This window comes from Micromonospora aridisoli, from assembly GCF_056150025.1.
In genome coordinates, this window is record NZ_JAXCFK010000005.1 from 124,670 (window position 1) to 150,441 (window position 25,772).

The 25,772-nt window shown below is 72.7% G+C and carries 26 protein-coding genes; 13 read left to right on the plus strand and 13 right to left on the minus strand.

Annotated features, from left to right (window positions below; translation table 11 throughout):
• Window positions 1–53 precede the first annotated feature (53 nt).
• Window positions 54–281: a hypothetical protein gene (locus SM447_RS12575; RefSeq protein WP_474572934.1), complete on the plus strand. Its 228-nt coding sequence runs from the start codon at window positions 54–56 to the stop codon at window positions 279–281.
• Between the two features lie 12 nt (window positions 282–293).
• On the opposite strand, the gene SM447_RS12580 is transcribed toward SM447_RS12575, so the two are convergent.
• Window positions 294–674: a VOC family protein gene (locus SM447_RS12580; RefSeq protein WP_474572935.1), complete on the minus strand. Its 381-nt coding sequence runs from the start codon at window positions 672–674 to the stop codon at window positions 294–296.
• A gap of 82 nt (window positions 675–756) precedes the next feature.
• Here SM447_RS12580 and SM447_RS12585 point away from each other — a divergent pair, with 82 nt between their 5' ends.
• Window positions 757–1,665, plus strand: coding sequence for a 5'-3' exonuclease (locus SM447_RS12585; RefSeq protein WP_474573265.1), 909 nt, complete (start codon window positions 757–759; stop codon window positions 1,663–1,665).
• 77 nt (window positions 1,666–1,742) lie between these two features.
• Here the strand turns inward: SM447_RS12585 and SM447_RS12590 are convergent, their stop codons facing one another.
• Genes SM447_RS12590 through SM447_RS12600 form a run of 3 tightly spaced genes read right to left on the minus strand, consistent with a single transcriptional unit; the run spans window position 1,743 to window position 4,860 of the window.
• On the minus strand, window positions 1,743–2,561 hold the full coding sequence (locus tag SM447_RS12590) for a sugar phosphate isomerase/epimerase family protein (protein ID WP_474572936.1): 819 nt from the start codon (window positions 2,559–2,561) through the stop codon (window positions 1,743–1,745).
• Window positions 2,558–3,712: a dihydrodipicolinate synthase family protein gene (locus SM447_RS12595; RefSeq protein WP_474572937.1), complete on the minus strand. Its 1,155-nt coding sequence runs from the start codon at window positions 3,710–3,712 to the stop codon at window positions 2,558–2,560. Before SM447_RS12595 ends, SM447_RS12590 begins: the two co-directional genes overlap by 4 nt.
• The gene (locus SM447_RS12600; RefSeq protein ID WP_474572938.1) at window positions 3,709–4,860 is read right to left on the minus strand and encodes a Gfo/Idh/MocA family protein; all 1,152 of its coding nucleotides are present in this window, start codon (window positions 4,858–4,860) and stop codon (window positions 3,709–3,711) included. The genes SM447_RS12595 and SM447_RS12600 overlap by 4 nt, the downstream gene beginning before the upstream one ends.
• 247 nt (window positions 4,861–5,107) lie before the next feature.
• Here SM447_RS12600 and SM447_RS12605 point away from each other — a divergent pair, with 247 nt between their 5' ends.
• From SM447_RS12605 to SM447_RS12620, 4 genes are all read left to right on the plus strand, one after another.
• The gene (locus tag SM447_RS12605; RefSeq protein WP_474572939.1) at window positions 5,108–6,124 is read left to right on the plus strand and encodes a LacI family DNA-binding transcriptional regulator; all 1,017 of its coding nucleotides are present in this window, start codon (window positions 5,108–5,110) and stop codon (window positions 6,122–6,124) included.
• 228 nt (window positions 6,125–6,352) lie between these two features.
• On the plus strand, window positions 6,353–7,882 hold the full coding sequence (arfA, locus tag SM447_RS12610; protein WP_474572940.1) for an arabinosylfuranosidase ArfA: 1,530 nt from the start codon (window positions 6,353–6,355) through the stop codon (window positions 7,880–7,882).
• 35 nt (window positions 7,883–7,917) lie between these two features.
• Window positions 7,918–8,763 carry a phosphotransferase gene (locus SM447_RS12615; RefSeq protein ID WP_474572941.1) on the plus strand — a complete coding sequence of 282 codons (846 nt, stop codon included), beginning with the start codon at window positions 7,918–7,920 and terminating at the stop codon, window positions 8,761–8,763.
• A gap of 192 nt (window positions 8,764–8,955) precedes the next feature.
• A complete protein-coding gene (locus SM447_RS12620; RefSeq protein WP_474572942.1) occupies window positions 8,956–9,102 on the plus strand; it encodes a hypothetical protein in 147 nt (48 codons plus the stop codon).
• Between the two features lie 34 nt (window positions 9,103–9,136).
• Here SM447_RS12620 and SM447_RS12625 read toward each other — a convergent pair whose 3' ends face one another.
• Complete coding sequence (locus SM447_RS12625; RefSeq protein ID WP_474572943.1) at window positions 9,137–9,361, minus strand: hypothetical protein; 225 nt, start codon at window positions 9,359–9,361, stop codon at window positions 9,137–9,139.
• Between the two features lie 123 nt (window positions 9,362–9,484).
• Between SM447_RS12625 and SM447_RS12630 the strand changes: the two genes are divergently transcribed.
• The gene (locus SM447_RS12630) at window positions 9,485–10,231 is read left to right on the plus strand and encodes a class I SAM-dependent methyltransferase (protein ID WP_474572944.1); all 747 of its coding nucleotides are present in this window, start codon (window positions 9,485–9,487) and stop codon (window positions 10,229–10,231) included.
• A 51-nt stretch (window positions 10,232–10,282) separates the two neighbouring features.
• Window positions 10,283–11,281 carry a phosphotransferase family protein gene (locus SM447_RS12635; protein WP_474572945.1) on the plus strand — a complete coding sequence of 333 codons (999 nt, stop codon included), beginning with the start codon at window positions 10,283–10,285 and terminating at the stop codon, window positions 11,279–11,281.
• Window positions 11,282–11,339: 58 nt separating this feature from the next.
• On the opposite strand, the gene SM447_RS12640 is transcribed toward SM447_RS12635, so the two are convergent.
• The 5 genes from SM447_RS12640 to SM447_RS12660 all read right to left on the minus strand — a co-directional run bounded on the left by SM447_RS12640 (window position 11,340) and on the right by SM447_RS12660 (window position 17,757).
• The gene (locus SM447_RS12640) at window positions 11,340–13,148 is read right to left on the minus strand and encodes an IucA/IucC family protein (RefSeq protein WP_474572946.1); all 1,809 of its coding nucleotides are present in this window, start codon (window positions 13,146–13,148) and stop codon (window positions 11,340–11,342) included.
• Window positions 13,145–13,723 (minus strand): GNAT family N-acetyltransferase, encoded by a 579-nt coding sequence (locus SM447_RS12645; protein WP_474572947.1) that lies wholly within the window; start codon window positions 13,721–13,723, stop codon window positions 13,145–13,147. The genes SM447_RS12640 and SM447_RS12645 overlap by 4 nt, the downstream gene beginning before the upstream one ends.
• A complete protein-coding gene (locus SM447_RS12650) occupies window positions 13,720–15,000 on the minus strand; it encodes a lysine N(6)-hydroxylase/L-ornithine N(5)-oxygenase family protein (RefSeq protein WP_474572948.1) in 1,281 nt (426 codons plus the stop codon). The genes SM447_RS12645 and SM447_RS12650 overlap by 4 nt, the downstream gene beginning before the upstream one ends.
• Before the next feature lie 35 nt (window positions 15,001–15,035).
• Complete coding sequence (locus tag SM447_RS12655) at window positions 15,036–16,589, minus strand: pyridoxal phosphate-dependent decarboxylase family protein (protein WP_474572949.1); 1,554 nt, start codon at window positions 16,587–16,589, stop codon at window positions 15,036–15,038.
• Between the two features lie 139 nt (window positions 16,590–16,728).
• Window positions 16,729–17,757, minus strand: a complete 1,029-nt coding sequence (locus SM447_RS12660) for an ABC transporter substrate-binding protein (RefSeq protein ID WP_474572950.1) — start codon at window positions 17,755–17,757, stop codon at window positions 16,729–16,731.
• A 239-nt stretch (window positions 17,758–17,996) separates the two neighbouring features.
• Here SM447_RS12660 and SM447_RS12665 point away from each other — a divergent pair, with 239 nt between their 5' ends.
• The 5 genes from SM447_RS12665 to SM447_RS12685 all read left to right on the plus strand — a co-directional run bounded on the left by SM447_RS12665 (window position 17,997) and on the right by SM447_RS12685 (window position 23,465).
• Entirely contained in the window at window positions 17,997–18,938 is a 942-nt protein-coding gene (locus tag SM447_RS12665; protein ID WP_474572951.1) for a FecCD family ABC transporter permease, read from the plus strand.
• Window positions 18,935–19,957, plus strand: a complete 1,023-nt coding sequence (locus tag SM447_RS12670) for a FecCD family ABC transporter permease (protein WP_474572952.1) — start codon at window positions 18,935–18,937, stop codon at window positions 19,955–19,957. The genes SM447_RS12665 and SM447_RS12670 overlap by 4 nt, the downstream gene beginning before the upstream one ends.
• Window positions 19,958–20,045: 88 nt before the next feature.
• Window positions 20,046–20,855: an ABC transporter ATP-binding protein gene (locus SM447_RS12675; RefSeq protein WP_474572953.1), complete on the plus strand. Its 810-nt coding sequence runs from the start codon at window positions 20,046–20,048 to the stop codon at window positions 20,853–20,855.
• Window positions 20,852–22,894, plus strand: a complete 2,043-nt coding sequence (locus SM447_RS12680) for a penicillin acylase family protein (RefSeq protein WP_474572954.1) — start codon at window positions 20,852–20,854, stop codon at window positions 22,892–22,894. The genes SM447_RS12675 and SM447_RS12680 overlap by 4 nt, the downstream gene beginning before the upstream one ends.
• On the plus strand, window positions 22,887–23,465 hold the full coding sequence (locus SM447_RS12685; RefSeq protein ID WP_474572955.1) for a GNAT family N-acetyltransferase: 579 nt from the start codon (window positions 22,887–22,889) through the stop codon (window positions 23,463–23,465). Before SM447_RS12680 ends, SM447_RS12685 begins: the two co-directional genes overlap by 8 nt.
• Here SM447_RS12685 and SM447_RS12690 read toward each other — a convergent pair.
• From SM447_RS12690 to SM447_RS12700, 3 genes are read right to left on the minus strand one after another with little or no spacing between them, the layout of a single operon-like run.
• Window positions 23,432–24,139 (minus strand): RibD family protein, encoded by a 708-nt coding sequence (locus tag SM447_RS12690; RefSeq protein WP_474572956.1) that lies wholly within the window; start codon window positions 24,137–24,139, stop codon window positions 23,432–23,434. The two genes, SM447_RS12685 and SM447_RS12690, sit on opposite strands and share 34 nt — an antisense overlap.
• Entirely contained in the window at window positions 24,136–24,777 is a 642-nt protein-coding gene (locus SM447_RS12695) for a GTP cyclohydrolase II (protein WP_474572957.1), read from the minus strand. The genes SM447_RS12690 and SM447_RS12695 overlap by 4 nt, the downstream gene beginning before the upstream one ends.
• A gap of 11 nt (window positions 24,778–24,788) precedes the next feature.
• Window positions 24,789–25,727 carry a lysylphosphatidylglycerol synthase domain-containing protein gene (locus tag SM447_RS12700; RefSeq protein ID WP_474573266.1) on the minus strand — a complete coding sequence of 313 codons (939 nt, stop codon included), beginning with the start codon at window positions 25,725–25,727 and terminating at the stop codon, window positions 24,789–24,791.
• Window positions 25,728–25,772: the final 45 nt, after the last annotated feature.

Sequence of the window (25,772 nt, forward strand, 5' to 3'; positions counted from 1 at the left end):
GACCGCCAGGGCCGCTCCGGCCCCGCGACCGCCCAATCACCCAGGAGGTTTCGTTGAGCTGGAACAAGCGCATCCGACAGGTCCATCGGTGGCTGGCGATCGGGTTCACGGTGTCCGTGGTGGTCACCTCCGTCGCGCTGGCGCAGCCGGAGCCGGTCGTCTGGGTTTCCTACGTACCGCTGCTGCCCCTCGCCCTGCTCACGTTCTCCGGCCTCTACCTGTTCGTGCTGCCGTACGCCCTCAGGCGACGCGGCCGGCAGGGCACGGCCGGTGCGAGCTGAGCCCGCGCCGGGTCAACCCGTCACCCAGAGACAGAACGGATGGCCGTCCGGGTCCAGGCAGACCCGGACGTCCTCCTGCGGCTGGAACTCGGCCAGGGTCGCCCCGCAGGCCAGCGCGTGCTCCAGCGCGGCGGGCAGGTCCTGCACCCCGATCTCCAGGTGCATCATCATCTGCTGCCGGCCGTCCGCCGCCGGCCAGGTCGGGCGCACGTACGCCCGCTCGCGCTGGAAGGACAACCCGACCCCGCCGTCGGCGGCGCGCAGGATCACGTCGTCGTCCTGCTCGATCTCGATGTCCCAGCCGAGGAGGCGAGCGTAGAAGCGGGCCAACGCCGCCGGGTCGGGCGTGTCGAGGTTGACCGTGGTCAGCCGGAGGCCGGTCGTTCCGTGCATCGCCCCTCCTGATCGTGTCGCCCGTCGTCGAACGTCGGTGGGCTGTGCCAGGCTGTCGGGCGTGACAGCGCAGACCCCGATCATGCTCATCGACGCACCCAGTCTCTACTTCCGGGCGTACTTCGGCATCCCGGAGTCCGCGGCGAAGACCACCGACGGTCAGCCGGTCAACGCGGTGCGCGGCTTCCTCGACATGCTCGCCCACCTGGTGCGCACCCGCCGCCCCGGGCGGATGGTGTGCGCCATGGACCATGACTGGCGGCCGGACTGGCGGGTCGCGCTGCTGCCGTCGTACAAGGCGCACCGGGTGGCCCCCGAGGGTGGCGAGGTGGTGCCGGACACCCTGACCCCGCAGGTGCCGATGATCCTCGACGTGCTCGACGCGCTTGGTGTCACCGTCGTCGGTGCGGCCGGCTACGAGGCCGACGACGTGCTGGGCACCCTCTCGGTCACCCAGCCCGGTCCGGTCGAGGTGGTCTCCGGCGACCGGGACCTGTTTCAGTTGATCGACGACGACCGCGACGTGCGGCTGCTCTACGTCGGGCGCGGCGTGGCCAAACTGGAGGACTGCGACGACGCGGCCGTGCGGGCCCGCTACGGGGTGCCCGCCGACCGGTACGCCGAGTTCGCCGCGCTGCGCGGCGACCCCAGCGACGGGCTGCCCGGGGTGTCCGGCGTCGGTGAGAAGACCGCCGCCCGGCTGGTCGCACGGTACGGCGACATCGCCGGCATCCTCGCCGCCCTGGACGACCCGTCCTCCGGCTTCGCTCCCGGGCTGCGCACCAAGCTCGCCGCCGCGCGGGACTACCTCGCCGTGGCGCCGAAGGTGGTCCGGGTCGCCCTGGACGTGCCGCTGCCGCCGCTGCCCACCGAGCTGCCGGTCGCGCCGGCCGACCCCGAGCGGCTGCTCGACCTGGCCGAACGCTGGAACCTCGCCGGCTCCACCCGCCGCCTGGTCGACGCCCTCGCCGCCCGCGCCTCGACGAACTGACCGGGTTCTGCCCGGGTCCGCAGCTGACGTGGGCGGCTTCCGGCGTCGGACCGTCGACCAGCCATCTGCCGAGTGGGTCAGGCGACCTCGCGGAGGTAGCCGTCGATGGCGGCGGCGAGGATCCGCTCCCCGGGACGGGCCCACACCTCGGCGTTGAAGACTTCCACCTCGATCGCGCCGGTGTAGCCCGCCGCGTCCACCGCCTCGCGCAACCGGCGCAGCTCGATACAGCCGTCACCGGGCAGCGCCCGGCCGAGCAGCACCCCCTCTGGCAGCGGGGTGACCCAGTCGCAGACCTGGAACGAGGCGATCCACTCCCCCGCCCGGGCGATCTGGTCGTAGACGGTGTCGTCCCACCACACGTGGTACGCGTCCACCACCACGCCGACCACGCCCGGGTCGAACTGCTCGGCGATGTTCAACGCCTGACCGAGGGTGGCGATGACGCAGCGGTCGGCGGTGAACATCGGGTGCAGCGGCTCGATGGCGAGGGTCACCCCGGCGGCGTCGGCGTGCGGGGCGAGTTCGGCGATCGCGTCGGCGACCCGGGCGCGGGCACCGTCGATGTCCCGGCTGCCGGCGGGCAGCCCGCCGCAGACCAGCACCAGCACCGGGGCGCCGAGCGTGGCCGCCTCGTCGATGGCGCGCAGGTTCTGCTCCCGCCAGTCGTCGGCGGTGAAGAACCCGCCCCGGCACAGGGTGGTGACCGCGAGGCCGGCGTCGCGGACCAGCTTCGCGGCGCGGCCGAGACCGTACTCGGCGACCGGTTCCCGCCACAGGCCGATGCCGGGCACACCGGCGGCGGCGCAGCCGGCGACCACCTCGGGCAGCGGCCAGTGCTGGGCGGTGGCCTGGTTGAACGAGAACCGGCGCAAGGCCGTCCGGTCCCCGGTCACTGGGTCACCCCGGCCACGGTGAAGAAGGCCCGGGCCCGAGCGGCGGCCAGCTCGGCGTCGGGCAGCAGGCCGGCCGCGTCGGCGAGGGTGAGCAGGGTGCCCAGGTGCTGCGGTGAGCGGCCGGACTGCAACCCGCCGACCATGGTGAAGTGCTCCTGGTGCCCGGCCAGCCAGGCGAGGAAGACGATGCCGGTCTTGTAGTACCAGGTGGGTGCGGCGAACAGGTGCCGGGCCAGCGGCACGGTCGGCGCGAAGATCTCGTCGTAGCGGGTCAGGTCGCCGCGGTCGAGGGCGGCCAGCGCGGCGGAGGCGGCCGGGGCGATGGCGGCGAAGACCCCGAGCAGCGCGTCGGAATGGCCGGCGTCGTCGCCCCGGATCAGCTCCGGATAGTGGAAGTCGTCGCCGGTGTAGAGACGTACGCCCGCCGGCAGGCGGCGGCGCAGCGCCACCTCGCGTCCGGCGTCGAGCAGCGACACCTTGATGCCGTCGACCCGGGCCGAGTGGGTCTTGATCAGCTGGACGACGGTGTCGGCGGCCAGATCCAGGTCGGTGGTGCCCCAGTAACCCGACAGCGTCGGGTCGAACATCGGCCCGAGCCAGTGCAGCACCACCGGCCGGTCGGCGGCGTGCAGCAGTTCGTCGTACACCCGCAGGTAGTCCTCCGGCCCGCGGGCGGCGGCGGCCAGGTGCCGGCTGCACATCAGCACCGGCACCGCCCCGGCGGCCTGCACGTCGTCGAGCTGCTCGCGGTAGGCGGCGGTGACCTCGGTCAGGGTCGCCGGGCCGGCCGGCAGTTGGTCGGTGGCGACCCCGGCGACGATCCGCCCACCGGCCGCCCGGGCCTCCGCCGCGCTCCGGCGGATCAGCTCCCGGGTGGTTGGGTAGTCCAGGCCCATGCCCCGCTGCGCGGTGTCCATCGCCTCGGCCACCCCCAGGCCGTAGGACCAGAGGTGCCGGCGGAAGGCGAGCGTGCGCTCCCAGTCGAGCGCGGCCGGGGCACCCGGGGTGTTGTCGGCGGCGGGGTCGGCCACCACGTGCGCGGCGGCGTACGCGATGCGGCGGCTCGGCGGGCCGTCGGGGCGAGGATGCCCGGTGCCGCCGGAGAGCTGCAGGCGACCGCCGCCGGGCAGGGTGACCTCGGTGCCGCTCACAGCGCCAGCTCCGGCACCTCGACACGACGTCCCTCCCGGGCCGACAGCAGGCCCAGCTCGGCCAGCTGCACCCCACGGGCGCCGGCCAGGAAGTCCCACGGGAACGGCTCGCCGGTGGCGACATGCCGCAGGAACGCCTCCCACTGCACCTTGAAGCCGTTGTCGAAGTCCTCGTTGTCGGGCACCTCCGTCCACTGTGAACGGAAGTCCTCGGTGGCCGGCAGGTCCGGGTTCCAGACCGGCTTGGGGGTGACCGCCCGGTGCTGCACCCGGCAGCGCCGCAGGCCGGCCACCGCGCTGCCCTCGGTGCCGTCGACCTGGAACTCGACCAGCTCGTCGCGGTGCACCCGCACACACCAGGACGAGTTGAGCTGGGCGATGACGCCGCCCTCCAACTCGAAGATGCCGTACGCGGCGTCGTCGGCGGTGGCCTCGTAGGGCCGCCCGGCCTCGTCCACCCGGCGCGGAATGTGGGTGGCGACGGTGGCGGAGACCGCGCGTACCTCGCCGAACAGCTCCGCCAGCACGTAGTGCCAGTGCGGGAACATGTCCACCACGATGCCGCCGCCGTCAGCGGCCCGGTAGTTCCACGACGGGCGCTGCGCCGGCTGCCAGTCGCCCTCGAAGACCCAGTAGCCGAACTCTCCCCGCACCGACAGCACCTGGCCGAAGAAGCCGCCGTCGAGCAGTCGCTTGAGCTTGCGAAGCCCTGGCAGGAAGAGCTTGTCCTGCACCACGCCGGTGCGTACGCCGGCGGTCCGGGCGGCGCGCGCCAGGTCCAGTGCGGCGGCGGTGTCCTCGGCGAGGGGCTTCTCGGTGTAGATGTGCTTGCCGGCCTCGATGGCCTGCCGGATGGCCTTCTCCCGCTGCTGGGTGACCTGGGCGTCGAAGTAGATCTCCACGTCGTCGCGGGCCAGGGAGGCGGCCAGGTCGGTGGTCCAGTCGTCCAGACCGTGCCGTTCGGCGATCTCGCGCAGCTTGGCCTCGCTGCGGCCGACGAGGACCAGATGCGGCCAGACGGTGGTGCCGTCGGCCAGCGGCACGCCACCGGCGGAGCGGATGGCCAGCAGGGAACGCACCAGATGCTGCCGGTATCCCATCCGGCCGGTGACGCCGTTCACGATGATGCCGATCGACCTGCGGGTCATGGGGGTCCTTCCGTCACACCAAGCGGGTAAGCGCTTTCCTGGCTCAGCCTAAGTTCCTCCGCCGGCTGCCGGCAAGGGCTTTCCTCGATCGGTAGTTTCGGCCTGGCGGCCGCTGGCCGAGGTCACGCCCGGTGTCGAACCAAACGGCGATGACCTGCTCGAACCATGATTGAGGGAGGTTGTCCGTACTGCGGTACGGTGACGCTTGCCGCCACGCGAGCGGCGCCAGGGCGTGAGGGGGCGTTAGGTGGCGACTCTGTCCGATGTGGCCCGACGGGCCGGTGTCTCACCCGCCACGGCCTCCCGCGTGATCAACGGCAGCAGCAAGCCGGTCACCGACGAACTGCGCGAACGGGTGCTGCGGGCCGTCGCCGACTTGCAGTACGTACCCAACGCCCACGCCCAGTTGCTGGCCCGCTCGCACCGCGGCGCCGTCGGGGTGATCGTGCACGACGTCTCCGACCCGTACTTCTCCGAGATCACGCGAGGTCTGCAACGGGTCGCCACCGATCAGGGCCGGCTGTTGATGATCTGCAACAGCTACCGCGACCCGGAGCGGGAACTGGAGTACGTCGAGCTGCTGCGGGGCCAGCAGGTCGCCGCCATCATCCTGGCCGGCTCCGGCTACCACGACGCCGACTTCACCCGGCTGCTCAACGGCAAGCTCGCCGCCTACGAGGCCACCGGCGGGCGGGTCGCGGTTATCGGCCGCCACGAGCACTCCGGCGACGCGGTGATGCCCGACAACCGCGGCGGCGGCGAGCTGCTCGGACGGGAGCTGTGCCGCCTAGGCCACGAACGCATCGCAGTGGTGGCCGGGCCACGGGTGCTGACCACCACGACCGACCGGCTCACCGGGCTGCGCGCGGCACTCGCCGAGCACGGCCGTGAGCTGCCGGAACACCGCGTCCGCTACGCCGACTTCGACCGCGACGGCGGCGCCGAGGCGACCGCCGCGCTGCTCGACGCGGAGCCCGGGCTGACCGCGATCGCGGCCCTCAACGACTCGATGGCCATCGGCGCGCTGGCGCTGCTGCGCGCCCGCGCGGTGCCGGTGCCCCAGCAGGTCAGTGTCTTCGGCTTCGACGACATGCCGATGGCCCGCGACGTCACCCCGGCGCTGACCACGATCCGGCTACCGCTGGTGGAGATGGGCGCCAGGGCCATGGCCCTGGCCCTCGATCCCGGAGCCGCCGGGCCCCGCATCGAGTCGCTGCACGCCGAGCTGATCCGCCGGGACAGCTCCGGCCCCTCCCCGACCTGACAGGCCTCTGGCGGGAGGTGGTCGCCGGCAGGGTGTGTGGGCCCTGCCGAGCTGAACCGTCTGTGCTGTCGCGCCGGGCGCTGTCCCGCCGACGCCCGCGACCCGTCTGCGCCATCAGGTCGACAGCGTCCAGACACCCAGGCCCCACCACGACAGGCCGAACGATCTCCCGGGGCTCGCCTACCCCCATCGACAACGTTATCGTGGCTGATCATCGTAAGGAGCCTCATGCCGCGCGCCCACCTCACCATCAACCCGGCCTTCGCCATCGGGCCGGTCCGTCGACGACTCTTCGGCGGTTTCGTCGAACACCTCGGCCGCCACATCTACGACGGCATCCACGAGCCGGACCATCCGAGCGCCGGACCGGACGGGTTCCGGCGCGACGTGATCGAGCTGGTCAAGGAACTCGGGGTGACCACGGTCCGCTACCCGGGCGGCAACTTCGTCTCCGGCTACAACTGGGAGGACGGCGTCGGACCACTCGCGGAGCGGCCCAGCCGGCTCGACCTCGCCTGGCACTCCACCGAGACCAACCAGGTCGGCCTGCACGAGTTCCAGCACTGGCTCGACCTGGTGGGCAGCGAACTGATGCTGGCGGTCAACCTCGGCACCCGAGGGCCGAAGGAGGCCGTCGAACTGCTGGAGTACGCGAATGTCCCGGCCGGCACCGCCCGCGCCGCCCAGCGGGCCGCGAACGGTCGGAAGGAACCGTTCGGCATCGCCATGTGGTGCCTCGGCAACGAGATGGACGGTCCCTGGCAGCTCGGCCACCGCGACGCCGAGGACTACGGCAAGCTCGCGGCGATGACGGCGAAGGCCATGCGGCAGGTGGACCGGGACCTGGAACTGGTCGCCTGCGGATCGTCCGGGCGCGGCATGCCGACCTTCGGTGAGTGGGAGCGCGTCGTGCTGACCCACGCGTACGACGACGTGGACTACATCTCCTGCCACGCCTACTACCAGGAGCACGACGGGGATCTCGCGAGCTTCCTCGCCTCCGGCGTCGACATGGACTCCTACATCGAGTCGGTCGTCGCCACCGTCGACCACGTACGCGCCGTCAAGCGGTCACCGAAACGCATCGACCTCTCGTTCGACGAGTGGAACATCTGGTACATGAGCCGGTGGCAGGAACAGGCTCGGACGTTCAGCATCGACGAATGGCCGGTGGCGCCCCGTCTGCTCGAGGACCGGTACACCGTCGCGGACGCGGTCGTCCTCGGCGGTCTGCTGATCTCCCTGCTCAACCACGCCGACCGGGTCACCTCGGCGAATCTCGCACAGCTCGTCAACGTGATCGCACCGATCATGACCGAGCCGGGCGGTCCCGCCTGGCGGCAGACCACGTTCTTCCCGTTCTCGGTGACCTCGAACGCCGCCCGGGGTGACGCGCTGCGGGTCCTGGTCGACGCCGACGCGACGACCACCGCGACCTTCGGCTCGGTCCCGGTGGTGGCCGCGGCCGCCACCTGCGAAGGTCCGACGCTGTCGGTGTTCCTGCAGAATCGGCACCTCACCGAGGCGACGACGGTGACGATCGACCTGCGCGCGTTCCAGCCGACCGGCGCGGTCTCGGCCCGGGGCATCTGGGACACCGACGTGCGCGCCGCTAACGACCTGCGGGACACGCAACGGGTGGGGCTGCGGACGAACGACACCGCGCGGCTCGCCGACGGCCTGCTCACCGTCGAGCTGCCGCCGGTGTCGTGGACCGCGGTGACGGTCGCCCAACACACCGAACCCGGCGAGGCCTGACCGTTCGGCGGCGACCCGCTCGTATCATCCTCGCCGTGACGTCTGCGCTCGACAACCTGGCGCCGCGGCAGCTGACGCTGCTCCGGCGGTGGCTGCCGGGCGCGACCGTCGAACGGGACCACAGCTGGGGTCTGGTGGGTACGACCGTCCTCGAGGTCACCTGCGCCGGTTCACGGTTCATCGTCAAGGCCGGCGGCGACGAGGACCACGGCATCCGACGCGAACTGCACGCCCACCGCAACTGGCTGCGACCCTGGACGGACCGGGGTCGGGCACCGGCGCTGGCGCACGGTGACGCGGACGCGAAACTGCTCGTCACCCGGTACCTGCCCGGCCGGCTGGTGCTCGGCAGCGCACACGCCGATTGTCCCCGCCTCTACCAGCAGGCCGGTGAGCTGCTGGCGTTGCTGCATGCCCAGCACGTCGTCACCGACCACGAGTACGAGCGGCGCGCGAACGAGAGGTCGCTGGCGTGGCTGAGCGAACCGCACCGGATCGACGCGCGCACCGTGCAGCGACTACGGGCCGAGATCAGCGGGTGGCCGACCCCGCCGGCAGCCCTCGTACCCACCCACGGCGACTGGCAGCCCCGGAACTGGGTCGTCCACGACGGGGTCCTGGGCGTCATCGACTTCGGTCGCGCCGAGCTGCGTCCCGCACTGGCCGACCTCGGCCGGTTGGCCGCCCAGGACTTCCGCCGCGAGCCAGCGCTTGAGGAGGCCTTCCTCGACGGGTACGGGTCCGATCCCCGCGAGCCGGAGGCGTGGTACCGCAACCGGGTCCGTGAGGCGATCGGCACCGCGGCGTGGGCCCACCGGGTGGGTGACGAGGCGTTCGAGGCCCAGGGCCATCGGATGATCGCGGAGGTGCTCTCGGCCTGATGTCAGGTGCACCGGCGAACCCGCCGGCACGAGCACCACGGCATCACCGTCGGGCCCTCCCGCGACCGCCGCCGAATCACCCGAGGTCGTCACCGGGGAGCCCACCCGGAACTGGCGCCTGGCCACGCTGCCGGAGCCGGCCGGGCCGACCAGCGTGTCGTGGGACGTCGTGTCGGTGGACGCCACGCACGCGTGGGCGTCGGCAGCGAGGCCTACTCACCCGAACAGCCGGACGACACCGGCACCCTGGTGATCCTCCAGTGGGACTACACCCCCGGCGCTGCCGCGGATCTCGCGGCGTCCAGGTGGGCGGCGGTGGCCACGTACACGGTCGCGTGACTCGGCCTGCCGGCACCGCAGCCGCCGGTAGCGGTCACGGACGTCGCTGTCGCCGGACCGTCAGCAGGATGCCGCGGTGAATCAGCACGCCGACGCCGGTATTGGCCACGGCGAGCCCGGACGCGGCAAACAGATCCGGCCCGACGCTCGTGACACCGCTGGTGACCAGGAGTACCGGCCATCCGACAGCGGCAGCGACGAGCGAGGTGCGCCACCAGCGTCCGAGGAGAAGACCGAACAGGATCAGGGTCGGGATCATCGCGAGTGGGCTCCCTCTTCGCCGTCACCAACCGATAGCGGGCATACCCGTACGGTACGCACCGGTCTTGTCCAGCAGCGGTCGCCGGTGTCAGGCTGCGGGCCTGGTGAGAGGAGTGAGGTGATGGACGTCTTCGGGTCGGTAGCCGACCTTTACGAGACCGCCCGGCCGGGTTATCCGTCCGAGATCGCCGACGAGGTCATCGGCTACCACGGCGGCGTACCCGCATCCGTGGTCGAGATCGGTGCCGGCACCGGCAAGGCCACCGACGTGCTCGCGCGGATCGGCGCACCGCTGACCTGTCTCGAACCCGATCCGCGGATGGCGGCCCTGCTGGCCCGGCGATTTCCGGCCGTCCGCGTCCACACCGGCACCTTCGAGCAGTGGGCGCCCCCCGCCGGTGGGGTCGACGTGCTGGCCTGCGCGATGGCCTGGCACTGGCTGGACCCGGCCACCCGCAACGCCCGCGCTCGGCAGGCTCTCACGCCCGGCGGCACCCTGGCCATCTTCGGACACCGGTACGACTACGCCGACCCTGACCAACGAGCGGCGATCCGAGCCGCGCTGCACGCGATCGACCCGACCGTACGGGAGCGGCCGGCGGACTGGTTCCACCGGGACGTCGTCGAGCACGGCCAGTTCACCGACGTCCGCAAGACGGTGTTTCCCCGCGACCTGCCGCTGGACAAGCAACGCTATCTCGATCTGGTGCGGACCTTCGGCCCGTTCCTGTCCCGGTCGCCTGAGCTGCAACAGCGTGGGTTGAGCGCACTCGGCCGGCTGGTCGACGACTTCGGCGGCACCGTCGTCCTCAACCTGCGCACCACGCTGGTGCTGGGTCGGCGGGGCGGGCAGACGGATACTCGCTGACCGGCAGGACAGGGGACGGACAGCTCACGTCCCGCCACCTACGCTGGCCGGGTGGCACCGGTCAGTCCTACCCAACGGGTCCTCTCCCCCGACGACGTGGTCAACCTCGTCCGGGCGTCGTTCGGTCCGCACCGACGGGTGACCGGCTGCGGGCCGCTGACCGGCGGGGGCTTCGCCGCGGTGTGGTGGGCCCGCCTCGACGACGACACCGACGTCGTGCTGAAGGTCGCCCCGCCGCCCACCGCCCGACTGCTGCGCTACGAGACCGACCTGCTCGCCGCCGAGGCCCGCTACTTCCGGCTGGTCGCCGAGCGGGCGCCGCAGGTGCCGGTGCCGCCGGTGCTGCACCACGGCCGTGATCGACGGCTCGGCGAGTGGCTGGTCACCGGCCGGTTACCCGGCCGGGCACTGCCCGAGGTGGACGGTGACGACGGCCCGGTCCGCGCCGACCTGGGCGCCGCGACGGCCGCCCTGCACCGGATCACCGGCGACCGGTTCGGCTACGACGCCGGGCGTACCGGCGGATCGACCTGGTCGGCCGCGTTCAGGGCGATCATCGACGACCTGCTCGCCGACGCGGCCAACTGGGAGGTGGCGCTGCCCGCGCCGGCGGAGCGGTTCCGCGCGCTGGTGGCCCGGCACGGCGCGCTGCTCGACACGGTACGCCGGCCGGCCCTGCTGCACTTCGACTGCTGGGACGGCAACGTGCTCGCCGCCCCGGACACCGACGGCGCGTACCGGATGTGCGGCCTGGTCGACGGCGAACGGTTCCTCTACGGCGATCCGCTGCTCGACCTGGTCTCCCCGCTGCTGTTCCGCCGCGCCGAGGACGAGCCGGCGCATCCGTTCCTCCGGGGGTACGCCGGCGCTACCGGGGTGCCGCTGGTCTTCGACGACGGGGCCCGTCGCCGGCTCACGCTGTACCGGATGCACCTGCACCTGCTGATGACCGTGGAGATGCCGAGCCGGGGCATCACCCCGGACAACGACCCCGGCCGTCACGCCCTGCTGGCCGAACTGCTGGAGCGGGACCTCACCGACCTGGCGTGACCGGCCCGACCGGACCGTGACGGGCCGGTCCCGCCGGGACCGGCCTCTGGCGCACCGCCTACCCGTCGCCGGGGGCGAAGCGGGCGAGCGGATTGGTCAGGGCACCGACGAGTTGCAGCGCGGCCGACGGGTCGGCCAGGTCGACCATCTGCTGGTTGTCCCGCAGTTGCAGCCGGTTGAGGCAGGAGAGCGCGAACTCCGGCGCGAACAGGTCGTAACGGGCCAGCCGGTCGGCCAGGTGGGGCACCCGGCCGGCGTACTCGGTGGCGCAGTCGGCGACGGTACGCCAGAAGTCCTCCTCGTCGACGACGTCCTGGTCGGCGAGCAACGCGCCGAGGAAGCGGAAGAAGCAGTCGAAGACGTCGGTGAAGATGGACAGCAGCTTCATGTCTTCCGGGATGTCGGCGCGGATCCGCTCGACCGCCGGCGGCAACTGCGTCTCGGCGCCCATCACCACGATCTCCTCGGCGATGTCCTTGAAGATCACCCGCTCGACGATCCCGTCGCGCAGCACCAGGATGACGTTCTCGCCGTGCGGCATGAACGCCAGGTCGTAGGCGTAGAAGGCGTGCAGCAGCGGAGTCAGGTAGGCGTTCAGGTAGCGGCGCAGCCAGGTCCTCGGCGCCAGTCCGGAGGCGGCGATCAGCTCGGCGGCGAACGACCGGCCGTCGGCGTCCACGTGCAGCAGCGACGCCATGGTGGCCAGCCGCTGGCCGGGAGCCAGGTCGGGTACCGGGCTCTCCCGCCAGAGCGCGGCCAGCATCTTCCGGTACGGCGAGTACCGGTCGGTGGCGGCCTCGTACTGACGGTGCCGGTAGCCGACGGCGGCCCGCTCCCGGATGATCGTCAGTCCGGTAGACCGGAACACCTCGTCGCCGTCGATCAGGTCGGCCAGCCAGTCGTTGATGGCCGGGGTGGCCTCCATGTACGCGGCCGACAGGCCCCGCATGAAGCCCATGTTCAGCACGGACAGGGCGGTCTTGACGTAGTGCCGCTCGGGGTGGCTGACGTTGAAGAAGGTGCGGATGGACTGCTGGGCGAGGTACTCGTCGGGCCCTTCACCGAGGCAGACCAGCCGGCGACGCGCCACCTCGCCGGCGAAGGTGACCGACAGCTTGTTCCACCACTGCCAGGGGTGCACCGGGATGAGGTGGTAGTCGGCAAGGTCCAGGCCCAGTTCGGCCATGGTCCCGGCGAACCGAGCGAGAGTCGCCGCACCGAGTTCGGTACGCAGCAGCGTCTCCTGGTCCAGGTCGCCGGCGCTGGTGAAGGTGGCGTGGTCGCGGTGGGCAGCGAGCCAGATCAGCCGGACCGGCTGGGCCGCCTCGGGGGCGTACCGGTGGTACTCGTCGACGCCGAAGCCGAGCCGCCCGTTGTTGGCCACGAAGCAGGGGTGTCCCTCGGTCATCGACGTCTCGATGGTCTGGAAGTCCGCCTCGATCAGCTTCGCCGCGCTGGGCAGCGCCCGGTCCAGCTTGTACGCCAGGCCGGCCAGGGTGGACGTGATCTCCTCCAGGTAGACCGGCAGGATCCGGTCGGTGAGGCCGAGCGCGTCGCGCAGGTCGAGGCAGAGGTCGACCGCGTCCAGCGGCAGTGTCTCGGCGCCCCGGCGCCGGGTGATGCTCTCCGGGTCGATGTCCCAGTGCTCCAGCGTCAGCACCCGGGCCGCGAAGCGGTACCGGACGGCGCCGGAGGCGGCGGTCACGGCGTACCAGCGGCGGCCGTTGGCGTCGGCGGCCGGACCGTCCGGTTCGGGGGTGAGCAGACGCTCATGGGTGAATTCGGCGAGCGCCTTGCGCACCAGCAGCCGGTTGGCCCGCTCCCAGGTCTCCGGGCGCAGGTGGGCGACGGGTGAGCGCGAGGTCATGCCGGTACTCCTTCGTTTCGGGTGGCGGCCAGGAACCGCTGCCGGGTGCAGATGCTCAGCAGGGCCGTCTTCTCCGGCTTGGTGATCGGTCCGATCACCTCGAAGCCGACCGCCGCGTTGAGCGCGTGCACGGCGGTGTTGCGCACGTCCGGCTCGACCACGACCCGTTCCGTGGCGGGGTCGGCGAAGAGCCAGGCCATCACGGTGGTGATGACGGCTCGGGTGAAGCCGTGCACGGGGGTGTCGGTGGGTGCGCAGAGAAAGTGCATCCCGACGTCGCCGGGTCGGGCGTCGTGCAGGCCGACCAGTTCGACCCGCGCCGGGTCGTACCGTTCGGCGAGGAACGCCGGCTCGGCGCGCCACAGCCCGAGGTACGCCTCGTGGTGCGGATGGTCGGCGATGCGCTGGTACTCGGCGGTCACGGCGTCGACGTCGGCGTCCTGCATCAGCCAGAACGCCGCCTTGGGGTGGGTCACCCACCGGTGCAGCAGTGGGGCGTCGGCGGCCACGTCGAGCGTACGCAGGGCGAACTCGCCGAGCCGCCGGTCGTGGCGGGTGTAGACCGGCCCGGTCACGCCGTCACCCCGAAGTCCTGGAAGGTGATCGACTTCTCGATCGGGTACGGCTCGCGGCCGAGCATCTCCCGGATGATCCAGCTGTTGCGGTACGGGCCCATGCCCAGGTCGGGTGAGGTGATGCTGTGCGTGTGGGTACCGCCGTTCTGCAGGAACACGCCGCGTCCGGTGGAGTCGACGCTGTAGTTGCGGGCGACGTCGAGCCGGCCGTGACCGTCGAAACGCAGCCGGTGCCGGATCGGCTCCAGGAACGCTGGTACCTCGTACCGGTAGCCGGTAGCCAGCACCAGCCCCTCGGTGTCCAGAGTGAAGTCCCGTTCCTGCTCGACGTGGCGCAGGTTGAGGGTGTGCACTCCGGTGGTCTCGTCGTGGGTCACTGCGGTCAGCTCGGTGTTGGTCAGCAGGCGGGTGTTCACCGGGCCGTCGACGCTTGAGGCATAAAGCAGGTCGTAGATGTCGTTGACCAGGTCGGCGGAGATCCCCTTGAACAGCCCCTTCTGCTCGGCTTCGAGGCGGTACCGGGTGGGCTCGGGCAGGGCGTGGAAGTAGTCCACGTAGTCCGGTGAGGTCATCTCCAGCGTGAGCTTGGTGTATTCCAGCGGGAAGAAGCGGGGCGAGCGGGTGACCCAGTTCAGCTGGTAGCCGTGGGTGCCGATGTCACCGAGCAGGTCGTGGTAGATCTCGGCGGCGCTCTGGCCGCTGCCGACGATGGTGATGCTCCGCTTGGCCCGCAACGCGTCCCGGTGCTCCAGGTAGCGCGAGTTGTGCACCGCGTCGGAGGTCAGGCCGGCGCAGGCGGCCGGCAGGTGCGGCGGGGTGCCGGTGCCGAGCACCAGGTGCCGGGCCCGGTGGGTGACCGTCGTTCCGTCGGCGGTGGCCGTCACCACGTACCGGTCGTCGGCGGGGTCGTGCTCCACGGCGGTGACCCGGTGGCCGAAGCGCAGGTTGGGCAGCTTGGCGGCCGCCCAACGACAGTAGGCGTCGTACTCCACCCGCAGCGGGAAGAAGCTCTCCCGGATGTAGAACGGGTAGAGCCGCCCGATCTCCTTGAGGTAGCTGAGGAAGGAGAAGGGTGAGGTGGGGTCGGCGAGGGTCACCAGGTCGGCCAGGAACGGCGTCTGCAACCGGGACGACTCCAGCAGCATGCCGGGATGCCACGAGACGTCGTCGCGGGCCTCCAGGAACAGCCCGTCGAGGTCGGCGACGGGGGCGGTCAGGCAGGCCAGACCGAGGTTGTACGGGCCGAGGCCGATCCCGATGAAGTCGTAGCTGGACATCCGGCCCTCCAGGCTCGGGTTCGCGGGTGGCATGGTCAGCCGACCGGGCAGGTCAGGTCGGCGGCGGCGGACGATTCGGCGTGTTCGTGCACGTACCGGCCGGCGTGCTCGGCGATCAGGTCCAGCACGTAGGCGACGTCGTCGGCGGTGGTGGCCGGGTTGAGGACGGTGAACTTGAGGTACTGCCGGCCGTCGACCTTGGTGCCGGCGACCACCGCGAGACCGGATGCGGCCAGCGCCTCGCGGGCCCGCAGGTTCGCCGCGTCGGCCAGTTCCCGACCCGGTCCGGTCGGCCGCCAGCGGAACACCACGGTGCTCAGCCGCGAGCGGGTCAGCACCTCGAAGCGCGGGTCGGCAGCGACCAGGTCCCACGCCTGCGCGGCCCGGTCGCAAACCTCGTCGAAGAGTTCACCGACGGCGTCGGGGCCCATCACCCGCAGGGTCAGCCAGAGCTTGAGCGCGTCGAACCGACGGGTGGTCTGCAGGCTCTTGTCGACCTGGTTGGGGATGCGCTGGGCGACCGCCCGGGCCGGGTTGAGGTAGTCGGCGTGCCAGGTGGCGTGCCGCAGCGTCCGCCGGTCGCGGACCACCAGCGCGCTGGAGCTGACCGGCTGGAAGAAGGACTTGTGGTAGTCGACGGTCACCGAGTCGGCGCGTTCGATGCCGTCGAGCAGGTGCCGGCGGGTGGGCGAGACCAGCAGCCCGCAGCCGTACGCGGCGTCGACGTGCAGCCAGACGCCGGCGGTGGCGCACACCTCGGCGATCTCGTCCAGCGGATCGATGGTGCCGAAGTCGGTGGTGCCCGCGGTGGCCACCACCGCCATGACGGTGAGACCGGCACGCCGGCAGCGGGCGATCTCGTGCCGGACCGCGCCGGGACGCATCCGCCGGTCGGGGCCGGTCTCCACCACCACGACCGCGTCCGGCGCCAGACCGAGCAGCTTGGCCGCCTTCTGCACGCTGAAATGCCCGGCCGCCGAGGCGATGATCCGCAGCCGGGGCAGCAGGACGCGTCGGTCGGCGGGCGTCGCCGCGGCCAGGGCCTCCTCCCGCGCCAGCAGCAGGGCGTGCAGGTTGGACTGGGTGCCGCCGCTGGTGAACACGCCGTCGGCGGCCGGGCCGAGGCCGATCCGGTCGGCCGTCCACTCGATGAGCCGGCGCTCGATGAGGGTGCCGCCGGCACTCTGGTCCCAGGTGTCCATCGAGGAGTTGACCGCGCTGAGGACCGCCTCGCCGAGCAGCGCCGGAATCACCACCGGGCAGTTGAGGTGGGCCAGGTAGCGGGGGTGGTGGAACCAGACGGCGTCGCGCAGGTAGACGTCCTCCAGTTCGTCGAGCGCGGCGGTGGTGTCGCCCAGCGGCCGGTCCAGGTCGATCGCCTCCACCTGAGGGGCGAGTTCGTCGGGGCGTACGCCGGTGAAGGGTCCGGGCGCCGCGGCGACCCGGCGGGCGACCCGGTCGGTGCCGGCGGCCACCGCCTGGCGGTACTGCTCCACTGTGTCGCCGCTGAGCAGGTGCGCCCGGGCGGGTGTGGGCCCCGGCGTCGGATGGCTCGGCGTTACCTCGGCGGTGTGCCCCGGCAGGGTCATGGACGTGTCCTCCACGCTCGGCGGTTCGTTTTCGGGCAGCCGGAACCCGCCGCACCACAAGTGCTGCGGGCCCTGCGGTTCTGGGAGGGCGGTGGCGGGCGGCCGGTGCGGTGGTGGCGCGAGCCGGCCGCCCGGGGCGTCAGGTGACTTTCTTCGCTCCCTGGATCGCCTTGGCGAGGTTCTCCAGCAGCGGAGCCGCGCCGGCGTACGAGAAGCGGGGCACCGCGTCCCACGGCGTGACCTGCCCGGCCTGGACGGCGGGCAGTCGCTTCCAGGTGGGCTTGGCGGCCAGGTCGGTCGGTTGCAGGGCGGTGCCACGGTTGTCGAGCAGGATCAGGTCGGCCGGGAACTTGTCGGCGTTCTCCCAGCTGAGTGCCTCGAAGTAGTCGCCGGCCTCGAGCTTGGTCGGCTCCACGATGTCGACGCCGAGTTCGGCGAAGTACATCAGATCGGTGCTGACCTTCGGGTTGGAGACGTAGAAGAGGTCGGGGCTACCCGAGGTGGCCATCACCTTGATGCCCGGGTTGGCCGCGACGGCCTGGCGCACCGCCTCGGCGGCGGCCTCGAACCGCGCCTTGGCGTCGGTGACCCTCGGTGCCGCCAGGTCCGCGCCGAGGGACTCGGCGAGCTGGGCGTACCGCTCGATCGGCTTGGTCATCGGCACCCTCGCGGTGGTGATGGTCACCACCGGCGCCAACGGGAGGATCTTGTCCTTGCTCTCGTCCGGGACGTACCAGTAGGCGCCCGGGTCGTACATGTGGGTGACCAGCAACTCCGGGCGCAGGGCGGCGTACTTCTCGACGCTGAACTCGCCCCAGACGTTGCCGAGGATCTCCACGCTCTCCACGTCCAGGTCCCCGGCCTGCGGTTCCACGCTGCCGTCCGCCTTCTTCGTCTCGCCGAACACACCGACAACCTCGCGACCGAGTCCGAAGTCGACCAGTGCTGCGGCGGAGCCGGTGAAGGCGACCACCCGCTCGGGTCGGGCGTCGGCGGCGACCTTCTCGGGGCGGTCGTCGGTGAACGACCAGGGGCCCGAGGCGTTGTCGGTGCTGCTGCCGGCGTTGTCGTCGCGGCCGCAGCCGACGAGCGCGGCGGCCACGGCGGCACCGCCGACGGCGAGCAGGCCCCGGCGGGAGAGGCCACGGGTGGAGAGGTGCTCAGACATTCGTGTCGTCTTTCGATGAGGGTCTCGGGACCATGGACAACCAGGTTAGGCTAACCTAACCTAACTTCCTGCCTAGACTCGGCTCCTGTCAAGTCCCGACGGCGTTTCGCACCACACTGGAGTCCACCCTGTCCGTCATCGAGTCGCCACCCCAAGCGACGCCGGCCCGGTCGACCGCACCACCCCGGCAGCGCCGGGCCGCCCTGCGCGCCGGCGGTCTCGTCGTCGCCGCGCTGGCCATGCTCGTCGTCGCGGTGCTCAGCATCGCCATCGGCGCCAAGCCGATCCCCCTGCCCGACGTCTGGGACGCCCTGACCGACCGCGACGCCGCCGAGTACGCGGTCGTGCGGCAACTGCGGCTGCCCCGTACGTTGCTCGGGCTGCTGGCCGGCGCCGCGCTCGGCGTGGCGGGCGCGGCGATGCAGGCACTCACCCGTAACCCGCTCGCCGATCCCGGGCTGCTCGGCATCAACGCCGGGGCCGCCGCCGCCATCGCCACCGCCACCGCCCTGTTCGGCCTCGGCGGTGGTACCGGTCAGGTGTGGTTCGCGCTGCTCGGCGCCGCCGTCGTCACCGTCGGGGTGTACGCCGTCGGAGGCGGTCGGGCGGCCACCCCGGCACGCCTGGCACTGGCCGGCGCGGCGCTCAACGCGGCCCTCTACTCCTACGTCAGCGCGGTGATGCTGCTCGACGCCGCCGGCCTGGAGCGGCTGCGCTTCTGGACCGTCGGGTCGCTGGCCGGCGCCGACACCGGCACGGTGCTGCGGGTGCTGCCGTTCATCGCCGCCGGCCTGCTGGTCGCGCTGGCCGCCGCCCGCCCGCTCAACGCCCTCGCGCTCGGCGACGACGCCGCCCAGGCCCTGGGCGCCCGCCCGGCCCTGGCCCGGGCGGGCGTGATCATCGCCATCACCCTGCTCTGCGGTGCCGCCACCGCCGCCTGCGGACCGATCGTCTTCGTCGGGCTGCTCGTGCCGCATCTGGTCCGCGCCCTCACCGGCCCCGACCTGCGCTGGCTGCTGCCCTACTGCGCGCTGCTCGCCCCGGTGCTGCTGCTCGGCTCCGACGTGCTCGGCCGGGTCCTCGGCCGCCCCGGTGAGCTCCAGGTCGGCCTGATCACCGCGGTCGTCGGTGGTCCGCTCTTCCTGGCCCTGGTGATCAGGACGAGGACGACCCGCCGATGATCGTGATCCGTACTCCCGGCCGGCTCTCCGTCCGGCTGCGACCACGCGTCCTCGCCGTCGGCACCGTCTGCCTGCTGCTCACCCTCGGCGTCGGCGTGCTGGCCGTCGGGCACGGCGACTATCCGATGTCCCCGGCCGACGTGCTGCGCACCCTGACCGGCGGCGGCAGCCCCGCCGAGGAGTTCATCGTCACCCAGCTGCGACTGCCCCGGCTGGTCACCGGCGTGGCCGTGGGTGCCGCGCTCGGCCTGGCCGGCGCGGTGTTCCAGTCACTGGTCCGCAACCCGCTGGGCAGCCCGGACGTGCTCGGCTTCACTCAGGGCGCGGCCACCGGTGCGCTCGTCGTGGTCGCCGTCGGCGGCAGCAGCGCCGCCCTCGCCGGCTCCGCGGCCCTCGGCGGCGTCGCCACCGGCCTGCTCATCTACCTGGTCGCCTGGCGGCGCGGGGTGCACGGCTACCGACTGGTCCTGGTCGGCATCGGCATGTCGGCCATCCTCACCGGCGTCAACGGCTACCTGATGACCCGGGTGCCGCTGATGAGCGCCTCCCGGGCCATGCTCTGGCTCACCGGCAGCCTCGACGGCCGCGGCTGGTCCGACGCCGCACCGCTGCTGGCCGCCCTCGCGGTCCTGGTGCCGGTGCTGCTCGGCTGCGCGCCGGCGCTGCGGATGACCGAGCTGGGCGACGACGCCGCCAGCGGGCTGGGCGTGAGCGTGCACCGGTTGCGGATGCTGCTGCTCGCCGGAGCCGTACTGCTGGTGGCGCTCTCCGCGGCCGCCGCCGGCCCGGTGCCGTTCGTCGCGCTCACCGCCCCGCACCTGGCCCGTCGTCTCACCCGGGCGCCCGGCGTCACCCTGCTGCCGGCGGCGGTCATCGGCGCGCTGATCACCGTCGTCGCCGATCAGGTCGCGCTGCGGGCCCTGCCCGGTCAACTGCCCGTCGGCGTGGTGACCGGCGTCATCGGCGGTGGCTACCTGGTGTGGCTGCTGGCCACCGAGCGCCGGGCGGGCCGACTGTGACGAGACCGCCGAGCAGGCCGACCGACGGTGACGAGACCGCCGACGGTCCGACGGTGACGACCTCCATAACGAGAACGGAGTAACCAGCATGCCGACCTCCCGGCTCGGTGGCAGCGAGCTGCGGCTCGCCTATGACCGACGTGTCGTCGCCGAGGAACTGACCGTCGCCGTGCCCGACCGCTCCTTCACGGTCATCATCGGCCCGAACGCGTGCGGAAAGTCCACCCTGCTGCGTGCGCTGTCGCGGCTGCTGAAACCGGCCGCCGGGTCGGTGCTGCTGGACGGCGCCGACATTCAGCGGCTGCCCGCCCGCGCCGTGGCCCGTACGCTCGGGCTGCTGCCCCAGTCGCCGATCGCCCCGGACGGGATCGGCGTGGCCGAACTGGTGGCCCGGGGCCGCTACCCGCACCAGGGTCTGCTGCGGCAGTGGTCCCCCGACGACGAGCGGATCGTCGCCGAGTCGATGGCCGCCACCGGCGTCGACGACCTCGCCGACCGGCTGGTCGACGAGCTGTCCGGCGGCCAGCGTCAGCGGGTCTGGCTGGCCATGGCGCTGGCCCAGCAGACCCCGCTGCTGTTGCTCGACGAGCCGACCACCTACCTCGACATCGCCCACCAGATCGAGGTCCTCGACCTGTGTGCCCGGCTGCACGAGGAGCAGGGCCGCACCCTGGTCGCGGTGCTGCACGACCTCAACCACGCCGCCAGGTACGCCACCCACCTGATCGCGATGCGCGGTGGTCAGGTGGTGGCCTCCGGCGAACCCCGGCGGGTCGTCACCGCCGAGCTGGTCCAAGAGGTCTTCGGCCTGCCCTGCCGGGTCATCGACGACCCGGAGACCGGCACCCCCCTGGTGGTCCCGGCGGCCCGCGCCCGGCTCGGTACGGTGGCGTCGTGAGCGCACGCCGCTACCGCGACGGCTACGGCGTCCCCCACCTGCGCGCCGACGACCACGGGTCGCTGGCCTTCGCCCAGGGCCGGGTCACGGCCGTGGACCGGGCCTGGCAGATCGAGGTGGAACGGCACCGGTCCCAGGGCACCTCCGCCGCCTTCCTCGGCCCGGACGCCGTGGCGTGGGACAGTTTCGCCCGCCGCGCCCGGCTCGACGACACCGCACGACGCTGCCATGCCCGCCTGGACCCGGCCACCGCGGCGTGGGTGGGTCGCTACGTCGACGGGGTCAACGCCGGGCTGGCCGCGGGTGCCGCACAGGCACCCGAGTTCGCCGCCACCGGGCTGGTGCCCGGTCGCTGGCAGCCGTGGACCCCGCTGGCGATCTGGCTCAGTCACCACGTGCTGTTCGCCGGCTTCCCCGCCAAGCTCTGGCGGGAGCACGTGGCGCGGCGGCTCGGCCCGCAGGCCGTCGGGCTGTTCGCCGCCGACGGGCCGGTCACCTCGGGCAGCAACGGCTGGCTGCTGAGCGGGGAACGCACCGCCGACGGAGCCGCGTTGATCGCCGGTGATCCGCACCGGTTCATCGAGGCGCCCGGCATCTACCAGCAGATCCGCCTGGCCTGCCCGGAGTACGACGTGCTCGGCTTCGCCGTACCGGGGGTGCCCGGCATCGCGCACTTCGGTCACGCCGGCTCCGTGGCCTGGGCGATCACCAACGCGATGGCCGACTACCAGGACGTCTACGCCGAGCGGTTGCGCCGCCAGGGTTCGGCGGTCGAGGCGTACGGGCCCGACGGGTGGGGGGCCGCACACCGGCACACCGAGACGATCGAGGTGGCCGGCGCCGATCGGGTCGAGGTCGAGGTGATCGAGACCGAGCGGGGGCCGCTGGTGTCCGGTGGGCCGGACGACGACCCGGCCGTCACGGTCAGCCTGCGGTACCCGCCCCGCGTCCTCGGCGAGCTGGGCTTCGCGGTGCTGCCGGCGCTGCTGCGGGCACGCACCGTCGACGACGTCGACGCGGCGCTGGACGGCTGGGTCGAGCCGGTGAACGTGGTCCTCGCGGCCGACACCGCCGGCCGGCTGCTGCACCGGGTGGCCGGCCGGGTGCCTCGACGTCACCCGGACAATGGCCTGCGGGTGGTCCCCGGCTGGCAGGCGGGCCACGCCTGGCAGGGCTGGCACCCGATGCCGAAGGCACCGGTCGACCAGGTGGCGGTGATGGCCAACGAGCGCGGCGTCTCCGCCGGACTCGGGGTGGAGTTCGCCCCGCCGTACCGGGCCGACCGGATCCGCGAGCTGCTGGACGCGACCACCGACTGGCGACCCGAGCAGCTGGCCGCCGTGCACACCGACACCTACCTCGCCGCGGCAGGGCCGTTGCTGGAGCTGGTCGCCGGCCTGGACGGGCTCGGCGCGGCCGCCCAGGGGCTGCGGGAACGTCTGCTGGCCTGGGACCGCCGGATGGCCGCCGACAGCGTCGACGCCGCCGCCTTCGCCGACCTGCGGGCCGCGGTGGTACGCCGGCTCGCCGCCCACCCGGCCCTGGCGGGGCTGGCCGAACCGCCGGCGCATCCGGAGGTGTTCCGGCCCTGGCTGGCCCTGCTCCCCCGGGTCGGGTACGCGGTGACCCCGCTGCTGCACGCCGACCTGCCCGGACTGGACCGGGCCGCCCTGCTGCGCGAGGCGGTCGAGGAGGTCGCCGCCGCCGGTGACCGCCGACTCTGGGGCGACCGGCACCGGCTCGCGCCGTGGCGGGCGCTGCCCGACCCGGCCGCGCCACCGGGACCGCGGCTGGCCGGCGACCACGACTGTGTGCTGGCCACCTCCAGCGTTCCCGGCGTCACCGACCTGTGCCTTCGCGGACCGGCGGCCCGCTACGTGTGGGACCTGGCCCGGCGGGAGAACAGCCGGTGGGTGGTGCCGCTCGGTGCCACCGGCGCCGGTCCGCACCGCGACGACCAGCTGCCGCTGTGGTCGCGCGGCGATCTGATCACGGTGACCTGCGACTGGGACCGGCTGACCGAGGAGCGCGATGACTGACCGGCACCACTACGAACGGCACGTGCCCCGGTTCGGAGTCGTCACCTTCCGGCCGGTCGAACCCGACGCCGACGCCGAGGTGATCCACTCGTGGGTCAGCCAGGAGCGGGCCCGGTTCTGGGGGATGCGCGACGCCGACCGGGACCGGGTCGCCGAGATCTACCGGTACGTCGACTCACTGCCCACCCACCACGCGTACCTCACCCTGCGCGACGGGCACCCGGTGGCGCTGTTCCAGACCTACGAGCCGGAGCACGACCCGGTCGGCGAGTGCTATCCGGTACGCCCCGGCGACCACGGCGGCCACCTGCTGATCGGCACTCCGGTGCGGCCCGAGCCGGGCTTCACCGGCACGCTGCTGACCGAGTTCATCGCGTTCGTCTTCACCGACCGGAGACGGCTGCGGCTGGTGATGGAGCCGGACGCCCGCAACGACAAGGCGATCGCCCGGCTGCGGCGGGCCGGCTTCGTCGAAGGGCCGTTGGTGGAGCTGCCCGACAAGCGCGCCCGGCTGATGTTCCTCGACCGGACGGGCTCTCACGTCCGCTCGCAACGCTCCGACAGCGCGTAACGGGTCAGCACCACGTCACCGATCTGGCGGGCCTCCACCACCCGCGCCCGTCGACCCGGGTGCCACGGGAAGTGGCCCTCACCGACGAACCTCGGCGCCCGCCGGTCGCCCACGAAGAACGGGGCAACCACCAGGTGCAGCTCGTCGGCGAGCCCCTGGGAAAGGAACTGGCCGTGCATGCCCGCGCCGCCCTCCACCAGCAACCGACTTACTCCCCGCTCGGCGAGGTCGGTCAGCAGCCACGCCAGATCGACCGGATCACCGGCGTCGACGACGGTGGCCAGCCCGTCCAGCCGGTGCCGGGCCTTCTCCACCGCACCGCTGGCGCTGTAGACGATCCGGTCGGTGTCGCCGACGGTGAACAGCCGGGCGTCCGGGTCCAGGTCGCCGCAGCCGGTCACGGTCACCCGGGTCGGTGACGCCGGCAGGCCGCGGGCGACCCGTTCGGCCCGGCGACGGTCGCAGCGCACCAGCAACCGGGGGTCGTCGCGGCGGACGGTGCCGGCGCCGACCAGGATCGCGTCGCAACTGGCCCGGACCCCGTCCACCCGGTCGAGATCGGCGTCGTTGGAGAGCAGCAGCCGCTCGTCGGTGGCGTCGTCGATGTAGCCGTCGATCGAGGTGGCACAGCTGAGCAGCACGTATGGCCGTGCCACCTCGGACGGGCCGGTCACCGGACGAAAGGGAGGTCGGCGGCGCGGGCCGCGCGGCTGGCCTTGGCCGCGAGGTACTCGGCGTTGGCCGGGGACAGGAACACGCCCGTGGGCACCTGCTCGGTCACGGTGATCCCGAGCCGGCCCAGCTGCTCGGTCTTCTCCGGGTTGTTGCTCAGCACCGCGATCGGCCCGACGCCGAGGGCGGCGAGCATCTGCGCGGCCACGGTGTAGTCGCGCTCGTCCTCGGCGTGGCCGAGCGCGACGTTGGCCTCGAAGGTGTCCAGCCCAGCGTCCTGCAGCGCGTACGCGTCGAGCTTGGCGTACAGCCCGATGCCGCGCCCCTCCTGGCGGAGGTAGAGCAGGTAACCGCCGGCGTCGGCGATCCGCTGCACCGCCTCGCGCAGCTGCGGCCCGCAGTCGCAGCGCTGGCTGCCGAACACGTCACCGGTGAGGCATTCGCTGTGCGGGCGGACCAGCGGCACCTTCCCGTTCGGCTCCGCCGCGCCGGTGTCGCCGAGCGCGAAGGCGAGGTGCTCCCGGCCGTCGACCAGCCCGTCGAAGGTGAACAGCCGGGCCGTGGTGGCGTAGCCGTCGGGAAACCGCAGCGGCACGGTGACCTGCGTCCGGATGGTGGCGACAGGCAGTGATTCGGACATGGGTCTCCTCGTCAGACGGTGGCGGGTACACGGACACGTCGGGCCAGCAGCACGGCGGCTCCGGGCAGGCTCGCGACGAGCACCAGGGCGCCGTACACCGTCGCGGTGGCCACCCCCTCGGCGGCGGTCAGGCCGGCGGCGGCGAACGCCCACGCGGCCACCCCCTCGCGGGGGCCGAACCCGGCGACGTTGGCCGGCACCCCCATCGCGAGCAGGGCCAGCAGGGTCAGCGGCAGCAGCAGGCTCAGCGGTGCGGTGGAACCCGCCGTGCGGGCCGCCACCAGGAACGTCGCCAGGTGGCCGGCGACCGCCAGCGCGGAGGCGAGCAGCACTCCGGCCCAGGTACGCCGACCGAGCAGCCCGAGACGGACGTCGGAGACGGCGGTACCCACCGCGCGGGTCCACCGCGACGCGCCGGACTGCGGCAGCAGCCGGGCGGCCAGCACCACGACGACCACCACCGCCACCGCCACGGCGGTGGCCACCGGCAGGAACGGTCGCACCGGCGACGGGAAGGCGAACAGCAGCACCACCGCGACCGCGACCAGTACCACCTGACCGGCCATCCGTTCCCACACCACCGCCCGGATGCCGCGTCCGACGTCACCGACGTCCCGGCCGTGGCGCACCGCGCGGTGCACGTCGCCGAGGATCCCACCCGGCAGGGTCGCGTTGAGGAAGATCGCCCGGTAGCAGTGGGCCACCGCCTCCCGCAGCGGCAGGCGTACGCCGAGACCAGCGGCGACCAGGCTCCACCGCCAGGCGGCGCAGACCGTGGTGAGCACCCCGATGGCGAGGGCGGCGGCGAGCGCGGGGGCGTCGATCAACCGCAGCCCGGCCAGGAACGGACCGGTGCCGAGCCAGCAGAGCAGCCCCACGAGGACGGCCAGCCCCAGCGCCAGACGCGCCCAGCCCCAGAACGACCGGGCTCCCGGGGCCGCCGTGGGCACGGCGTTGCCACCTTCATCCCCCACTCGTGCCTCCCCGGCATGGCG